Raw genomic sequence first — 18392 nt, 5'->3', positions numbered from 1 at the left:
AAACTGAAATCTCGCGAGATTATTTATTCAGCTTAGAAAACAAATCCCAAATAACGACCCCGCAACTTACCGAAATATTTAATGAATGTTTGGTGCCGTATTGCGGAATTTCAATCACCAAATCACTAGCACTCACCACCTCTTGGGCAACGCCTTTTACTTCATTGCCAAAAACCAAGGCATAAGTTGTGTGTGGATTGGGTGTGAAGTCGTTTAACATAGTGGCGTTTTCTGCCTGTTCGATGGAACAGATTTTTATGCCTTCAGCTTTTAACTTGTCCACCAATGCTTTTGTGTTTTCAACATACTCCCAAGCAACGGTTTCGGTACTTCCCAAGGCGGTTTTATGAATGTCTTTATGCGGTGGTGTAGCGGTGATGCCACACAAATAAATCTTTTCAATTAAAAACGCATCGCTGGTACGGAATACCGAGCCAATATTGTTCAAACTTCTTATATTATCGAGAATGATGATAAGTGGTGTTTTTTCGACCTGCTTAAAGTCGTTGACACTCAATCGGTCTAATTCGCTGTTTTTAAGTTTTCGCATAAAAAAGGATATTCGTATTCGTACCTATTCCAAAATCAATAGATTGTTAATAATTGTAAATAACTTCTATTATTTCAATTTCAAAAAAAATCAAAATAATGCTACATTAGCATTCTTGCATTTTTAGCAAAAATAACACTAAAAAATCACTTGACCTTGGCAAAAAAAGAAACCCCGTTAATGAAACAATACAATGCTATTAAAGCAAAGTACCCGGATGCTTTACTGTTGTTTCGTGTGGGCGATTTTTACGAAACCTTTGGGGAAGACGCTGTGAAGGCAGCTGGTATTTTGGGCATTATTTTAACCAAGCGCGGTGCTGGTAGCGAGAGTGAAATTGAGTTGGCAGGTTTTCCGCACCACTCTATAAACACCTATTTGCCAAAACTGGTTAAAGCGGGTGCGCGTGTTGCTATTTGCGACCAATTGGAAGACCCGAAACAAACAAAAACCATTGTAAAACGTGGGGTTACCGAATTGGTGACACCTGGGGTAGCGTTTAATGATGAGGTGTTGGTGTCAAAATCCAATAACTTTTTATGTTCGGTTTATTTTGATAAAAAACACATAGGTATTTCATTTTTGGATATTTCTACAGGCGAGTTTTTGACGTCGCAAGGGAATGCCGAATATATTGATAAGTTACTGCAGAATTTCAACCCGAGTGAGGTGTTGGTTTCCAAACAAAAACGAACGCTTTTTAACGATACCTTTGGAAAAGATTTCCATACGTTCTATATGGAAGATTGGGTGTATCAAACCGATTATGCTTATGAAACGCTTATAAAACATTTCAATACAAAAACGCTTAAAGGCTTTGGTATTGAAGATTTGTACGAGGGCATTATTGCATCGGGCTCCATTCTTCATTATTTAGGGGAAACGCAGCATAATAAACTTCAGCATATAACCTCAATATCTAGAATTTCTGAAGAAGCTTATGTGTGGATGGATAAATTCACCATTAGGAATTTAGAACTTTATAATTCTACCAATAACAATGCGGTAACGCTATTAAATATTATCGATAGAACCATATCTCCTATGGGTGGGCGCTTACTAAAACGTTGGTTGGCATTGCCTCTAAAAAGTATCGATAAAATAAAGCAGCGTCACGAAGTGGTTCATTTTTTAACGAAAGAAAATAGCACGCTTCAAAAAGTCCAAAACCATATCAAGCATATTGGTGATTTGGAACGGTTGATTTCTAAAGTAGCGACGGCTAAAGTAAATCCACGTGAGGTTATTCAGCTTAAAAATTCGTTGGAAGCTATTGTGCCCATAAAGTCTTTGGCGAGCCATTGTGATAATGAATCCTTAAAAAGGATTGGCGATACGCTTCAAGGTTGTGATGAGCTAAGGGCGAAAATTAAAGAAATGCTTAATGAGGATGCACCTGTTAATGTGTTAAAAGGACATACCATTGCAGCGGGGTTTTCTTCAGAATTGGATGAATTAAGAGGCTTGTCAAAATCCGGAAAAGAGTATCTAGATAAGATGCTACAACGGGAAAGCGAACGCACGGGCATCACCTCTTTAAAAATAGATTCCAATAATGTATTTGGTTATTATATTGAAGTGCGCAATACGCATAAAGATAAAGTGCCTGAAAGCTGGATACGAAAGCAAACACTGGTTAGTGCAGAACGTTATATTACCGAAGAACTTAAAGAATACGAAACTAAAATTCTAGGCGCCGAAGATAAAATATTGGCGATAGAGCAGCAGTTGTTTGCAGAATTGGTTACTTGGATGAACCAATACATAAAACCAGTGCAACAAAATGCCTATTTAATTGGGCAGCTAGATTGCTTGTGTGGGTTTGCCCAGTTGGCGACAGATAATAATTATGTGTATCCTGTTATTGATGAATCGCACGATTTAGAGATAAAAGACGGACGCCATCCCGTCATAGAGAAACAATTACCTATTGGCGAAGCGTATATAGCCAATGATGTATTTTTAGATAGAACCCATCAGCAAATCATCATGATTACGGGGCCAAATATGTCTGGTAAATCGGCTATATTACGTCAAACCGCTCTTATTGTGTTGTTGGCTCAAATGGGAAGTTTTGTACCGGCAAGAGAAGCTAGAATAGGTTTGGTTGATAAAATTTTCACTAGAGTAGGAGCCAGTGATAATATTTCGATGGGCGAATCGACTTTTATGGTGGAAATGAATGAAACCGCTTCTATTTTGAATAATATTTCCGATAGAAGTTTGGTGCTGCTTGATGAAATTGGCCGTGGCACCAGTACCTATGATGGTATTTCCATTGCGTGGGCCATAAGCGAGTATTTGCACGAGCATCCGGCAAAACCAAAAACATTGTTTGCGACCCATTACCACGAACTTAATGAAATGACCGAAACGTTTGGCCGTATTAAAAACTATAATGTTTCGGTAAAAGAACTGAAAGATAATGTGCTTTTTATTAGAAAATTGGTTGAAGGTGGCAGTGCGCATAGTTTTGGTATCCATGTCGCAAAAATGGCAGGCATGCCACAGCAAGTTCTGCATCGTGCCTATGCTATTTTGAAGAAATTAGAGAAATCACATTCCAGTGAAGAACTTACCGATAAGGTGAAAACACTCACTGATGACATGCAGCTAAGCTTTTTTAACTTAGACGATCCGCTGCTTGAAAACATAAAAGATGAGATCTTGCATATTGATATTGATACACTTACGCCTGTTGAAGCTTTAATGAAGCTGAACGAAATTAAACGTATGCTGGTAAAGAAAAAACGAGCTTAAAAATAATTTTATTTATTTTAATAAAAGGCTTTGGTTTTAGAAGAAATATTTTAAATTTGCATCCGCAATAGCGATATTGCACGTTCTTAAAAAATTGCGAAAGTAGCTCAGGGGTAGAGCATCACCTTGCCAAGGTGAGGGTCGCGGGTTCAAATCCCGTCTTTCGCTCTGAAACTTTCTTAAAAATATACCAAGTAGATGTGCTTAGCGCCATCGAAAGTATGCTGAGGTGGTGGAATTGGTAGACACGTTGGACTTAAAATCCAATGGCCATTAGGCTGTACGGGTTCAAGTCCCGTCCTCAGTACAAAGCCTTTACAAGATTTCTTGTAGAGGCTTTTTTTATTATGTTACATGCTCTTTTTGAGAGTGATAATCTACACAGCACATTAATTCCACAATTAAATCAAGCTCTGTTTTTTTAAATTAAAATCTTATAGGGATATCGAGCGAAGTCATTTTGTTTGTGTTTATCAAATAAAAAACTCCAATGGTCATTCTGCCAAAACGCTTATAAATATGCCATTAACGAAATCTGGATCATAAATATTCTAGGTAAAATCCGCTATGTATTTAAAAAAATTATAACTTCGAAAATTGTCCAATAATATAAGAAATGATAAAGGTTAATATTATAGATATCTTTAAGTGTATTGTTATAATAAACTTATTTTTTGTTTTTGGATGCTCAAATGTTTCTGAAACAAAAAAATACACTATAGGATTTTCCCAAACAGGAATTAATGATGAATGGCGGAGGTCTATGAACCAAGCCATGGAAATCCAAGTAGGATTTTATCCTGAAATAACGCTTAAGATTCTTGATAGTGAAGATGATATAGGCAACCAGATTGAAGATATAGAGCAACTGATCTCTGAAAAAGTTGATCTATTAATAGTTTCTCCAATAAAATCCAAACCCATTACACCCATTGTTGAAAAAGCATTCAAAAGTGGTATTCCTGTTTTAATAGTTGATAGAAAAACGGACGGTGAAAATTACACAGCCTATTTAGGAGGTGATAATTATGAAGTTGGCACCAATGCGGCCAATTATTTAGCCTCTTTATCTACGGAGCCCAAAAAAATAATCGAAATTAAAGGGTTGTCAGGTTCTTCACCTGCTTTAGAACGTAGCCTAGGCTTTAATGATGTGATCAATTCAACTAAAAATTTGGAAGTTGTTAAAGCCATTGAAGGAAATTGGGAAAGTTATTCCATAAAAGACAGCTTGCGAGACGTATTGAATGGTATAAAAAACGTCGATTATATATTTGTTCATAATGATAGAATGGCTTTAGGCGCTTGGGAAATTGTTAAAGAGAAAAGACTTCAAAATCAGATTAAAATTATTGGTGTTGATGGCTTAAATGGCCCAAATGGAGGTGTGCAATTGGTTAAAGAAGGCAAATTAATGGCGACCATATTATATCCAACTGGAGGTGATGAAGCCATTCGGTTAGCATTAAAAATATTGAATGGCGAACGTGTTGCTAAAAACAATGGATTAAGCACAACGGTAATAGATTCTCGTAACGCCGATATTATGAGTAAACAATTTGATAAAATATACCAACAACAACAAGATATTGATTCTCAACAAATCAAGCTAAAGAAACAGGAAGAGAGATATACGACGCAAAAAAACACATTACAGTTGCTTTTGGTATTATTAATTATTAGTGTCGTTTTAGTAGTCTATAGTATTTATACCAGTAATAAAGTTAGAAAGAAAAAGCGTGAACTTGAATTACGAAATAAAAAAATTACTATTCAACGAAATCAAATTAAAAAAATAGCCGAAGAAGTTAAAGTTAGTAACGAAGCCAAGGTTAATTTTTTTACAGGCTTGTCACATGAGTTTAAAACACCCATAACGCTTATTCTATCATCAATCGAATCGTTAACGGAAAACAAAGTCATACGAGATAATAAATTATTGAATGAAGTGGGGTTGATTTATAACAACTCTAAACGGTTATTACGGTTAATTAATCAGCTACTTGATTTTAGAAAAGTTGAAGATCGTAAGTTTATCTTGAAAGCGTCAAAAACTAATTTATACCAGTTTTCTGTTTTAATATTTAAGGATTTTGAACGAGAAGCACAAAAAAGGAATATCAATTTTACCATTACGACCAATAACGAAGACCTATCGCTTTTTTTAGATAGAAATTTAATGGATAAAGTATATTTTAATTTGCTATCAAACGCTTTTAAGTTTACTCCAAACAATGGAGCCATTTCAATAGATATTGTAGATGAAGCAGAAAGCAATTTTGTAAAAATCCATTTTAAGGATTCAGGAATCGGCATCCCGAAAAAAGAGATAGATAATGTTTTTCAAGCTTTTTTTCAAGGATCAAATAACAATAAAGCAAGTTCAGGAATCGGGTTGCATCTCACTAAGGAATTTATTGAAATGCACAAAGGAAGCATTGAAGTTTATTCAAAATATGGTACGGAATTTATAATTACACTGTACAAGGATAAGGTTCATTTAAATTCGGATGAGATAATATATGAACCAGATATTATTGATGGCACCATTTTACATACTAGTTTGGAGTATGAAGACGATACGTTTTACAAACCATTAGTTCTAAATGATGATGAGCATTATTCTGTTTTGATGATTGAAGACAATCTCGATTTGGTGAACTATTTAAAAGGTAAACTAGCTTCAGAATATAGTGTGCATGTATCAGACGGTAGTGATGGTATAGAAAGGGCATTAGAACTTATTCCGGATATCATTATTTGTGATATAAGCCTCCCTAATAAAACAGGTTTCGAAATATGTAACACTTTAAAGAAGGACTTAAGAACTTCCCACATTCCCATAATTATTTTAACTGCTTTAAACAATAAAGAAAGTTATATTAAGGGCTTGGAATCAGGGGCAGATATATTCTTAACGAAACCATTTAGTTTCGCCATTTTATCACAATCAATAAAAACCCTTATCTATAATAGAGAAAAACTACGCTATTATTTTATTAATAATGTTCATAATATAGATGCTACTAACAATTTTGGATCTCTGGAACAAGAGTTTATTTCGAATGTGAATGAAATAATTAATGATAATCTTGATAACTCTAAATTTTCTGTTGAAAATTTAGCCAGTCAGCTTAATATCTCCAGAATTCAACTTTATAGAAAAATGAAGGCAATTATGGATGTAAACGTTAGTGATTATATTCAAAACACCCGACTTGATAAAGCTAAAATCTTGTTGCAGGATTCGCATTTAACAATTTCTGAAATAGCTTATGCTACTGGCTTTTCATCACCAAATTATTTTTCTACCAGTTTTAAAGGGAAATTCAATAAATCGCCTAAAGCTTTTAGAGAGGAGTAAATTTACACCTAAAAGCATCTTTTTTGATTGATGTTTTCGTAAATTTTAGCTGTCTTTTTTACTAAATAATCTTTTTCATGCCTAATTTTTTGCTTAGTTAAGCAATTTAATAACTTTTTTTTTGTCAATTCAATAAATTGAGCGCTTCTTCTATGTAACAATTTTGAACAAATCTTGTTACAATTTTGAAACATCTTTATTTTTATTAAATGAATTATTCTTCTAAATGATTGATATATAGGTAATTATATATTAATTAACATACGCTTAACAATTTTGTAGTCATTTGATACAAATCGAAAATACCGCAGCGGATGTTTAAGGTAACTTGGCAAGACTAAACTAAATACACCACCACATGAACAGAAAGATACTTATCTGGTCCATTACTGCTGCTTTGGCAGGTTTCCTATTTGGCTTTGACACCGTAGTTATCTCGGGCGCTGAAAAAAAACTACAACTATTATGGGGCTCTTCCGATATGTTTCATGGCGTTGTCGTTATAGGTATGGCACTTTGGGGCACGGTCGTAGGTGCCTTTTTCGGTGGAATCCCTACCAATAGAATAGGACGGAAAAAAACTCTGGTATGGATAGGCGTACTATATACCATATCCGCAGTAGGATCCGCTTTTGCCAATGACCCCATAATATTTGCGTTCTTTAGGTTCATTGGGGGATTAGGAGTTGGCGCATCAACAATCGCAGCTCCTGCATATATTTCAGAAATTGCTCCTGCAAAAGACAGAGGTAAGCTAGTTGGTCTTTACCAGTTCAACATCGTATTTGGAATCCTTATAGCCTTTTTATCAAACTACCTGTTAAATGACATAGGAGAGAACGCATGGCGCTGGATGGTAGGCGTGGAGGCCTTTCCTGCCGCTATTTATACCGTGTTCGCATTGACCATTCCAAAAAGCCCGAGATGGCTGCTTACCAAATTTAGAAACAGTGAGGCCAAAGGGGTGCTCCAAATTATAAGCCCAGATGAAGATCCGGAAAAACTCATGCTGGAGATCAAGGACGAAATGGAAAACACGGTACCCAATGAAAACATATTCCTAAAAAAATATAGATTTCCTCTGATTTTGGCATTCCTAATGGCATTTTTCAATCAGTTATCGGGGATAAATGCATTACTTTATTATGCACCCAGGATTTTAACGGAAGCGGGGCTAGCGGAAAGCTCAGCACTATTGAGCAGTATAGGCGTTGGGGTCACCAACATGCTCTTTACGCTTTTGGGCATTTTCCTGATCGACAGGTTGGGAAGAAAACAACTGATGTATATCTGTTCCTTTGGTTACATCATATCCCTATCATTGGTTTCGGCAGCATTTTTCTTTCATTGGGAAGGAAGCTCCATGCCCATATTCCTGTTCATGTTCATAGCCGCACATGCCATTGGGCAGGGCACCGTTATATGGGTGTTCATTTCAGAGATTTTCCCAAACCATTTACGGGGCTATGGGCAATCATTTGGTAGCTCGGTGCATTGGGTATTGGCAGCCGTCGTACCTTCTTTAGTTCCTATATTATTTTCCACAATAGGAGCAGGTATGGTATTTCTATTCTTTACCATAATGATGGTGCTCCAATTGCTGTTTGTGATTTTTATGATGCCGGAAACCAAGGGCATACCCCTAGAAGAATTAAGCAAAAAACTAATCAAATAAGACAACCAAAATGAAAACCTTAAGAAAAACCAATTCCATTCTAATGTTTATGCTTATGGTCCTGTTCTTACTTACTGGATGTAAGGATAAAGTCCAAAACAATCAAAATACGGATAGTACTGTAAATGTATCCTATTCGGAAGAAGATCTGTACCGTCCAAACTTTCATTTTACACCTAAAGAGGCATGGATGAACGATCCAAACGGTATGTTTTACTACAATGGGTATTACCACTTATATTTTCAGTACCATCCAGAAAGTAATGTTTGGGGCCCCATGCATTGGGGGCATGCTATAAGTGCCGATATGATTACTTGGAAGGAACAGCCCATAGCCATTTACCCAGATGAATTAGGTACCATATTTTCAGGAAGCGCAGTCGTTGATATTACCAATAGTTCTGGTTTTGGTGAAGTTAGTAATGCAGTGCCAATTGTAGCCATATATACCAATTCAAAAAAATTGGAAGGTGACGATAACTGGAAGCAAACACAAAGTATTGCATATAGCAATGACGAAGGGAAAACCTTTACTAAATATGAGAATAATCCAGTTATAGATAATGATAAATTAAAAGATTTTAGAGACCCAAAAGTAACGTGGGATGAAAAAAGAAATAAGTGGGTCATGGTACTTGCTGCAGGCGATAAAATCATGTTTTATGATTCCAAAGACTTGAAAAAATGGAATTTGCTTTCAGATTTCGGACAAGGTATTGGTGGTCATGGTGGTGTTTGGGAGTGTCCGGATTTATTTCAACTACCCGTTTTAGGGACTGACGAATCTAAGTGGGTACTTTTTGTAAGTATCAACCCAGGTGGTCCAAATGGAGGAAGTGCTACCCAATATTTTATAGGGGATTTTGATGGTACGACATTTAAAATGGATCAGGACTTTTCATTAGCACTCAATAAAGAACACAATTACTGGATTGATTTTGGCAGGGATAATTATGCTGGTGTGTCATGGTCTAATGCTAGAACAAAAGATGGAAGTATCCTTATGTTGGGATGGATGTCCAATTGGGATTATGCCCAAAAAGTTCCAACCGAAGCTTGGAGAAGTTCAATGACTATCGCTAGGAAAGTACAGCTCCAAAAAAACGATAATGGGTATAGGTTATTAATTAACCCTGTAAAGGAACTTGCTGGTTATAGAAGTACAAAATATAAGAAGGAAAATATAGCAATTAAAGGGGGGACAAAAATTATAGATTCTGATGCTATTGATTTAGCTAGCGCTGAAGTAAACTTTAATATTTCAGATTTAAAAGATAAAGGCTTCACTTTTAAACTTACCAATAAACAAGGCGACACTTTAGCCTTTGGATATAATAACAGCGATAAAAACTTTTTTGTAGATAGAAGAAAGTCTGGTAAAACAGCATTTTCGGAAAAATTTGCCAGTCATGTTTCCAAGGCTAAAAGAACATCATTAAGCCCAGATTTGACAGGTACTATTATTCTCGATAAAACATCCATCGAACTATTTTTTGATAATGGCGAAACCGTCATGACAGAAATATTTTTTCCGAACGCACCATTCGATAAACTAAGTATTGAACCTAAAGACCAAGAACTCGTTCTTGGTAACATTGAAATCCACAAACTAAATATTAACTAAATTAAATTAAAATGAAATTAAAACAACTTTTATTTCTGCCCGTATTTGCTTTTGTAAGCATTTGGGCGCAAGCACAGGTAAGAGGTACAGTTACCTCCCAAGAAGATGGGATGCCTTTACCTGGTGTATCTGTAATTGTATCGGGCACAACCCAGGGTACTGCAACAGATTTTGACGGTAACTATGTACTGGAAAATGTTGGTAAAAATGCCACATTGGTATTTAGCTACATTGGTTTCAAAACCCAACAAACACAAATTAATGGGCGTTCAGTAGTAGACGTCGTTTTGGTAGTAGATGCCGCTGCACTTGATGAAATTGTAGTTACAGGATATTCTAGAGAAAGAAAAGTAGACGTAACTGGAGCGATTACGGTTGTTGAATTAGGACCGACAGAAGGTACTAGTTTAAGTTCTGGTAGTGCGGTTCAAGGATTGCAAGGGCGTGTGCCGGGGTTATTTATAGAGAAAAATGGTGACCCAACAGGAACAAGTAATAACGTTTTAATTCGTGGGGCAACTACTTTAGGTAATAATGATCCTTTGTATGTTATAGATGGTGTGCCAACGGTTAGACAAGAGGTCTTCGCAAGTATGAACCCTAGCACCATAGAATCTGTTCAAGTACTAAAAGATGCTTCTGCTTCTTCACTTTATGGAGCACGTGCAGGTAACGGTGTTATTATTGTTACAACAAAAAATAGTGCCAAAGCTGCTGGTGGTGAAAAGTTTAATGTTAGCATAAACTCCAATATTTCAGTGCTTTCTGAAAAAAAACAGCGCTATGATATGTTAAACGCCCAACAAAGAGGTGAAGTATTATGGCAAGCTTCTGTTAACGATGGTGCAGACCCTAATGGAGGCTATGGAGAAATCTATGATTTTGACTGGAATGGTGATTTTAATAATCCGGTTTTGAATAGCGTAACTGTTCAGCCTTTTGTGGGTGGTGATACCAATGTGCCAGCAGGAGACACCGATTGGCAAGACGAAACTTATGATACTGGTTACGTATACAACAATGAAGTATCTGTGTCTGGAGGTACCGATAATTCATTTCATTTATTTAATATCGGACATTTAAGAAATACGGGTATTTTAAAATATACCGGTTACGAAAGAATTACCGCAAAATTAAACTCTAATTTTAATTTATTTGATAATAGACTGAGAATAGGTGTTAATACACAAATGTCGACATCTGATGAGACCTTGGCTTCAAGAGATGTTGGTAGCGCTTGGATACCAAGTTTAGCAATTACGATGGTCCCAACTATACCGGTTTACGATGCCAACGGAGAATTTGCCGGACCATTGGGCTCTGGGTATTCCGATAGAAATAACCCATTACTCATGCAGTATTTAAACCGTTGGGATAATATAGACAGAACCACCATTTTTGGTAATGTTTATGGTGAATTTGATATCATGGAAAACTTAACATTCAGAACCAGTTTAGGTTTGGATTTTGGGGATTATAAAAGAAAAGATATTGAAAGGAAAGTTAGTAATGGATCTGTTAATAGAGATAATAATAGGTTGATTATAGGGACCAATAAATTTACTAGTGTGGTGTTTACCAATACTTTAAATTACCAATTAGAAATAAACGAGAAGCACAAAATAGGTGTCTTATTGGGGACAGAATCAATAAAAGATGATTTTGATACCGTATTATCACAAGCAAATGGGTTTTCAATTGAAACTGAAGAATATTTTGTACTAAAAGAAGCAACGGGTGCTAGAAGCAATACTGGGTCATCAACTGGTAGCAGATTGTTATCTCAATTTGGAAAAATTAATTACGGATTTGATGATCGCTATTTAGCATCATTTACCCTACGTCGTGATGGATCGTCTAGATTTGGTGCGGAAAACAGATATGGTATATTCCCTGCAGGTACTGTTGGTTGGAGACTTAGTAATGAAGATTTTTGGAAAGACAATGATATTGTAAGCTCATTGAAATTAAGGGCTGGTTATGGTGAAGTAGGTAATCAATCTATTGGAGATGTGGCGCGTTTTGGTTTGTTTGAATCTAGATATGGAGCTAACCAGTTACAAGCTACAGGAGATAATAATTTCTTTAATACCTATTGGAATGTAGGTACAGCATACGATTTAGAAGGTGTCAATACAGGTAATTTGCCATCAGGCTTTGCGTCTATACAAGCAGGAAACTCTGGGTTGAAATGGGAAACTACAAAAGAAATAAATGTGGGGGTCGATTTTAGCATGTTTAATAATGATTTAGTTGGTTCGTTTGATTATTTCACAAGAAAAACCAGTGATATCTTAACGACTCCTCCAATTGCTTCGGTAAATGGTGAAGGACAACAACAGGTATTAAATGGTGCGACCACAAAAACTAAGGGTTGGGAGTTGGCTTTAGCATATTCAAAAACTTTAGACAATGGGCTGTCATTTTCAGTAACAACAAACTTTGGGTCATTTAAAGATGAAATTACGGCATTACCAGAAGAGGTTGTGTCTTCGTATCCTGGAACCTTAGATAATTCTATTATTGGACACTCTCAATTTTCGATTTTTGGTTACAAAACAGACGGATTGTTCCAAAGTCAAGCAGATATAGATGCAAGTCCGACTCAAGTTGGTGCGAGACCTGGAGGTTTAAAATTCCAAGATTTAGATGGCAATGGAAGTATTGGTGCTGAGGACAGGGATTTCATAGGAACTACATTACCAGACTTAGAATATGGTATTAGAATCGATTTGAACTATAAGAATTTTGATTTTTCAGTGTTTGGGTCAGGGGTGACCGGAAGAATAGGGCAAGACCCTTATATTTTCTGGAATAACTTTGTACAAGGTAGAGAAAATGCGGGGCTTGGTGTGTTAGATGCATGGACCCCTAATAACACAGGGTCTTCTATTCCATCGTTGTCACTAGCTTTTAACGATCAGAGAATTTCAGATTATCTATATAGAAAGAATTCATATTTCAAATTAAGAAATCTTCAATTTGGTTATTCATTGCCAGAAGAGATGATTAGTAAATGGGCAGGTATGACAGGTTTTAGAATTTACTTTCAAGGCGAGAATTTATTTTGGATAACACCCAACGATTATATTGGTTCAGATCCAGAGAGAACAAACGTTGATAATATTCCAGTGCCTACCATCCTTTCTATTGGACTTAACATAAACTTTTAAAATTTGTAAAGATGAAAAATATTAAAACACTCTTAATAGGAATGATGGCTACAGTTTTTGTAGTAGGATGTTCCAAAGACTTTTTAGAATATGAACCAGAAGGGTTCTTGTCTGCAGAAGATGCGGCAACGGCAGAAAACGCAGAAGCTCTAGTCGTCGCTGCATATGCTGGAATAGCAAATGACGATATGATTGGGCCTTTAACACATATGTGGGTATTTGGTAGTGTGCGTTCCGATGATGCCTACAAAGGCGGTGGCGGACGTAGTGACGTTGATATTGTTGATCGCTACGAGCAATACAACTTAACCATTGCAGATGATCCATCAGATTGGATGGGACCAAGAACTTGGACAAACTATTACAAAGCCATATCAAGAGCTAATTTTGCATTATCAGTAATCAATGATATTCCTGATGCAGATTATGCAAACAAAACTTTAAGACAAGCTGAACTACGTTTTTTAAGAGCACATTCTCATTTCATGCTTAAATTATTGTTCAAAAAAATACCTTACATCACTGAAGGGCTGTCTAAAGAAGAGCTTTTGCAAATTTCGAATGATGTAGATAATGACGCTTTATGGAATACTATTGCTGATGATTTCTTATTTGCATACAACAACTTGCCACAAGCGCAAGGACAAGTTGGTAGAGCCGATAAAAATGCGGCGGCGGCATACTTGGCTAAATTACGTTTGTATCAAGCTTATGAGCAAAACGATACGCATCAGGTAACCAATATCAATGCAGCAAGATTACAAGAAGTGATTGATTATGCCGATGATGTTACAGGAGCTTTGGAAGCAGACTATGGGAACAACTTTTTAGACGGATTTGATAATGGTGCAGAGTCTATTTGGGCGGCACAGTTTTCAATAAATGATGGAACAACAGTAAGTAGAGTAAGTTTTGTTACAGGATTAAATTCGCCTCACGGAACAGGGCTTTATGGCTGTTGTGGTTTCCACTTAGCAAGTCATAATATGGTGAATGCATTTAAAACCGATGTGGTTACTGGGTTGCCTCTATTAGATACATTTAATGATAGTAATATTTTTAATATTGTTGACGGGAATGGGGAAACGCCATTGGCAGTAGGCATCACTTTAGATCCGAGAATTGACCATACGGTTGGTATTCCCGGTCGCCCATTTAAATATCGCAATACAGTTAAAGCTGAGGGTGACATGATTTACAATTTTAGTTGGGCAAGAGACCCAGGAGTGTATGGGTATTTTGGAAACATGAAAGAGCAACAAGCGCCAGATTGTTCATGCTACGTAAAAGAAGGGCCCTTTATAGGTACTTCTAAAAATGTTGATTTTATACGTTATGCCGATGTGTTATTATTTAAAGCAGAAGCATTAATTCAATTAAATCAAATTGACGAAGGTGTCACAATTATTAATCAAATTAGAGCACGTGCAGCAGCAAGTACCCAAAGACAAATTAGTGCAGGAGCTTCAGACGTTTATAATGTTGGCATGTACCCCATGGGAATGTCTAAGGCAGATGCGTTTAAAGCGTTAATGTTTGAAAGACGATTGGAGTTTGGTATGGAAGGACCAAGATTCTTTGATTTAGTAAGATGGGGCATGGCAGAATCTGTACTTAATGCGTATTTGGCGGTTGAAAGAACAAGGAAAGATTTTCTTGCTAATGCTCAGTTTACTGCAGGACGCGATGAGTATTATCCAATACCACAAAGAGAGATTGATTTTACAGGAGGTTTATATGAACAAAACCCTGGATATTAATTTTAATCATAAAATTGTTTAGTTTTTTGAGTTGGTTTTTTTAAATTAAGAGGGTGTTTATGTTTGATTAAACACCCTTTTAAACTTTTAAATCGAATAATATGTCTAAAATAACATGTTTTGGAGAAGTCTTATGGGATGTCTTTCCTACCCATAAGAAAATTGGTGGCGCCCCTTTAAATGTTGCCAGCAGATTACAATCATTTAATCATGATGTAACGATGGTAAGTGCTATTGGGCAAGGAGAAAGTGGATCTAAAATTATGCAATACCTTAAAGACTGTGGTATAGATACAAGTTGTGTTCAAGTACATAATGAGTATAAAACCGGGAAGGTTAAAGTCATGCTAAATGAGAAAGGATCTGCATCTTACGATATTAAATACCCTAGAGCTTGGGACAAAATAAGGTTGACGGAAATAAATAAAAAGGCTGTGGAAAACTCAGATGCTTTTATTTTTGGGAGTTTGGTGGCAAGAGACGACAGTTCTAGAAAGACCTTATATGAATTAATAGAACGTGCCAAATACAAGATTTTTGATCTCAATTTAAGACCGCCTTACTACACTAAAGACGTTTTGTTCTATTTAATGGATAAAGCAGATTTTATAAAATTTAACGATGTTGAGCTTTATGAAGTAAGTAAATATATGGGCTCTAAATATCATTCGTTGGAGCAAAACCTCATGTTTGTTGCTGAAAAAACAAACACAAAACAGATATGTGTCACCAAAGGGGAACATGGCGCTGTTTTATTATACAATGGCAAACTTTTTTATAATAGTGGGTTTCTTATAAAAGTGATTGATACCGTAGGTGCTGGAGATTCTTTCTTAGGGGCTTTAATTAGTCAATTGCTCAATAAAGTCGAACCACAGGAAGCCATTGATTTTGCATGTGCTGTGGGCGCTTTAGTTGCCCAAAGCGAAGGTGCAAATCCAAAAATAACACCATCTGAAATAGATGCTTTTATGAACCCGTATTAGTAATGAAGATTTTTTTTTTTTTTTGAATGAGTTATCCATAAAGCCTTAATAAAATAGCCTGGCGGCATCAATATTAACATAAAAATAAAGTAATGAAAATTAGATATACAGCATCAATAATTTTGTTCTTGGTAATTTCTTATTGTAGGGCACAAACTATAATTCCTATAGAAACTAAAGATTTTGCAATGGTTTTTCAGACGGACAGCCAGAACCGGCTATGGAATGTTTACTTCGGAAAAAAATTAGATAATAAATCAGATTATCAACAAATTGATAAACACTATTATTTTCCCAGTTCAAACGCGGGTATGTATAATGCAGCGTACACGCCGTCAGGAACTTGGAACTTGTCAGAACCTGCCTTACAGGTAAAGCATTTTGATGGAAATTTATCTACCGAATTACATTTTGTCAACGTTGAGACCCAAATAAAGAATGAAGAAACCATCACAAAAATTGAGTTAACCGATCCGGTTTATAAATTAACAGTGGTTTTAAACTATAAAGTTTGGTCGAACCTAAATGTGGTAGAACAATGGACAGACATTACCAATAATGAAAATGGCACTATTGAACTTGGCAAATACGCTTCTGCAAATTTATATTTTACTAATAAAGATTTTTATTTGACCCATTTTCAAGGCGAGTATTTAAAAGAAATGCAGCCTACTGAAGAAAAGCTCACGCAAGGTATCAAAACAATCGAGTCTAAGTTAGGTACTCGTGCCATGTTACTGGGAACTCCTAATTTTATTGTTTCATTTGAAAGTCCTCAAGACGAAGATAATGGATTGGTATTGCTAGGTCAATTGGCGTGGAGCGGAAATTATAAAATAGATTTTGAAATTGATTCATATAAAAATCTAAGATTAATAGCGGGCATTAACCCTTATGAATCCAATTATTCATTAAAAAAGGAAGAAACGTTTAAAACACCTTCTCTTATATATTCCATTTCCAATAAAGGTACGGGGCTTGCATCTAGGCAATTACAATCTTGGGCAAAAAAATATAGAGTATTAGATGGCGAAGGCGATAGATTGACTCTTTTAAATAATTGGGAAGCGACCTATTTTGATTTTAATGAAAGTAAACTTTCTAAATTATTTAAAGATACAAAAGATTTAGGGTTGGATTTATTTCTGCTAGATGATGGTTGGTTCGGAAATAAATATCCTAGAAATAATGATGATGCCGGTTTGGGTGATTGGCAAGAAAACAGAAAAAAATTACCTAATGGTTTAGGCTATTTGGTAAAAGAAGCTAAAAAAAACAAAGTTAAATTTGGAATTTGGATTGAGCCGGAAATGGTTAATCCGGAAAGTGAATTATTTAAAAACCATCCAGAATGGGTTATTAAACAACCAGAGCGTCCTGCGAAATTATACCGTAATCAGATGGTGTTGGATTTAACAAATCCCGAAGTGCAAAATTTTGTGTTTAATATTGTAGATACTTTGTTTACTCAAAATCCTGAAATAGCTTTTATAAAATGGGATTGTAATGCGGTAATTTATAATGCATATTCTGTCTACCAGCAACAGAACGGTATTCCACAAACACATCTTTATGTAGACTATGTATTGGGATTGTATAAAGTACTTGAAAGAATTCGTGAAAAATACCCTAAAGTTCCTATGATGCTATGTTCTGGCGGTGGTGGTAGAGCCGATTATGAATTTTTGAAATATTTTACTGAATTTTGGCCAAGTGATGATACCGATCCTATTGAACGGATTTTTCTTCAATGGAATTATTCATATTTCTTTCCAGCTATAACCATGGATTGTCATGTAACGAATTGGGGGAACCAACCCGTCAAACTTAAGGTCGATGTAGCTAGTATGGGTAAATTAGGGTTTGATGTAGATGTGAGCCATATGGATGGGAAAGATTTGGACTTTACCAAACGCGCCATTAAAAATTATAACGGCTTTAAACATATGGTACTTCACGGCGAACAATACCGTTTGGCTAGTCCGTATGAAAACCCGTTTGCTGCTTTAATGTATGTAGAAGAAAATCAATCTCAAGCCATAATGTTTAATTATCTCAGTTCAAATAGGTTCATGGAAAGGGTAACCAAAAGACCTATTAAATTGAAGGGCTTGCATAACGATAAAAAGTATAGGGTTAAAGAAATAAATCTATATCCAGACACAAAATCAACTATAGATGAAACGGCTGTTTATTCCGGGAATTTTTTAATGACGGTCGGTATAAATCCAGAGATAGACGTTAAACGAACAAGTGTCGTGCTATTGATCAATGAGGTGGAATAACATGTTTTAACCTGAGTTATAAATTTTAACGAAGTTAGATGTTAAAAGTACAATGTTAGAAGGACAAAGTTCAGAGTTAAAAGTCAGGTCAAACACATTAAAAATCTAAGCGTCTGATTATCAATAATTTTTAATGTTATTTTATAACTCTGTGTTGCTCTGTGTTTCTCCGTGAAACTCTGTGTAACAGCTATAACACGGAGAAGCGCAGAGAT

The 18392-nt window shown here is 35.8% G+C and carries 9 protein-coding genes and 2 tRNA genes; 10 read left to right on the top strand and 1 reads right to left on the bottom strand.

The window, feature by feature from the left end; all coding sequences use genetic code 11:
* Positions 1 to 19 precede the first annotated feature (19 nt).
* Complete coding sequence (locus tag ACGLWY_RS03540; protein WP_396618283.1) at positions 20 to 550, bottom strand: RNA methyltransferase; 531 nt, start codon at positions 548 to 550, stop codon at positions 20 to 22.
* Positions 551 to 730: 180 nt separating this feature from the next.
* Between ACGLWY_RS03540 and mutS the strand changes: the two genes are divergently transcribed.
* The 10 genes from mutS to ACGLWY_RS03490 all read left to right on the top strand — a co-directional run bounded on the left by mutS (position 731) and on the right by ACGLWY_RS03490 (position 18177).
* Positions 731 to 3310, top strand: a complete 2580-nt coding sequence (gene mutS / locus ACGLWY_RS03535; protein WP_396618626.1) for a DNA mismatch repair protein MutS — start codon at positions 731 to 733, stop codon at positions 3308 to 3310.
* A gap of 96 nt (positions 3311 to 3406) precedes the next feature.
* Positions 3407 to 3478 (top strand) — tRNA-Gly (locus ACGLWY_RS03530).
* A gap of 55 nt (positions 3479 to 3533) precedes the next feature.
* Positions 3534 to 3617 (top strand) — tRNA-Leu (locus tag ACGLWY_RS03525).
* A gap of 309 nt (positions 3618 to 3926) precedes the next feature.
* Complete coding sequence (locus ACGLWY_RS03520; RefSeq protein ID WP_396618282.1) at positions 3927 to 6674, top strand: substrate-binding domain-containing protein; 2748 nt, start codon at positions 3927 to 3929, stop codon at positions 6672 to 6674.
* 358 nt (positions 6675 to 7032) lie between these two features.
* Positions 7033 to 8349, top strand: coding sequence for a sugar porter family MFS transporter (locus tag ACGLWY_RS03515; RefSeq protein WP_396618281.1), 1317 nt, complete (start codon positions 7033 to 7035; stop codon positions 8347 to 8349).
* A 10-nt stretch (positions 8350 to 8359) separates the two neighbouring features.
* Positions 8360 to 9973, top strand: coding sequence for a glycoside hydrolase family 32 protein (locus ACGLWY_RS03510; protein WP_396618280.1), 1614 nt, complete (start codon positions 8360 to 8362; stop codon positions 9971 to 9973).
* Positions 9974 to 9984: 11 nt separating this feature from the next.
* Positions 9985 to 13146 carry a SusC/RagA family TonB-linked outer membrane protein gene (locus ACGLWY_RS03505; RefSeq protein ID WP_396618279.1) on the top strand — a complete coding sequence of 1054 codons (3162 nt, stop codon included), beginning with the start codon at positions 9985 to 9987 and terminating at the stop codon, positions 13144 to 13146.
* An 11-nt stretch (positions 13147 to 13157) separates the two neighbouring features.
* A complete protein-coding gene (locus tag ACGLWY_RS03500; protein WP_396618278.1) occupies positions 13158 to 14906 on the top strand; it encodes a RagB/SusD family nutrient uptake outer membrane protein in 1749 nt (582 codons plus the stop codon).
* 101 nt (positions 14907 to 15007) lie between these two features.
* On the top strand, positions 15008 to 15892 hold the full coding sequence (locus ACGLWY_RS03495) for a carbohydrate kinase family protein (protein WP_396618277.1): 885 nt from the start codon (positions 15008 to 15010) through the stop codon (positions 15890 to 15892).
* 92 nt (positions 15893 to 15984) lie between these two features.
* Positions 15985 to 18177, top strand: a complete 2193-nt coding sequence (locus tag ACGLWY_RS03490) for an alpha-galactosidase (protein WP_396618276.1) — start codon at positions 15985 to 15987, stop codon at positions 18175 to 18177.
* The last annotated feature ends 215 nt before the right edge of the window (positions 18178 to 18392 follow it).

It is taken from the genome of Mariniflexile sp. HMF6888 (assembly GCF_044335535.1).
Lineage (GTDB): Bacteria > Bacteroidota > Bacteroidia > Flavobacteriales > Flavobacteriaceae > Mariniflexile.
The sequence above is the reverse complement of the archived record's forward strand: the minus strand, read 5'-3'. Positions and strand labels throughout refer to the sequence as shown.

Coding starts and splice junctions, on each gene's coding strand:
- ACGLWY_RS03540 (WP_396618283.1), bottom strand. CDS start 550: ATGCGAAAACTTAAAAACAGCGAATTAGACCGATTGAGTGTCAACGAC.
- mutS (WP_396618626.1), top strand. CDS start 731: ATGAAACAATACAATGCTATTAAAGCAAAGTACCCGGATGCTTTACTG.
- ACGLWY_RS03520 (WP_396618282.1), top strand. CDS start 3,927: ATGATAAAGGTTAATATTATAGATATCTTTAAGTGTATTGTTATAATA.
- ACGLWY_RS03515 (WP_396618281.1), top strand. CDS start 7,033: ATGAACAGAAAGATACTTATCTGGTCCATTACTGCTGCTTTGGCAGGT.
- ACGLWY_RS03510 (WP_396618280.1), top strand. CDS start 8,360: ATGAAAACCTTAAGAAAAACCAATTCCATTCTAATGTTTATGCTTATG.
- ACGLWY_RS03505 (WP_396618279.1), top strand. CDS start 9,985: ATGAAATTAAAACAACTTTTATTTCTGCCCGTATTTGCTTTTGTAAGC.
- ACGLWY_RS03500 (WP_396618278.1), top strand. CDS start 13,158: ATGAAAAATATTAAAACACTCTTAATAGGAATGATGGCTACAGTTTTT.
- ACGLWY_RS03495 (WP_396618277.1), top strand. CDS start 15,008: ATGTCTAAAATAACATGTTTTGGAGAAGTCTTATGGGATGTCTTTCCT.
- ACGLWY_RS03490 (WP_396618276.1), top strand. CDS start 15,985: ATGAAAATTAGATATACAGCATCAATAATTTTGTTCTTGGTAATTTCT.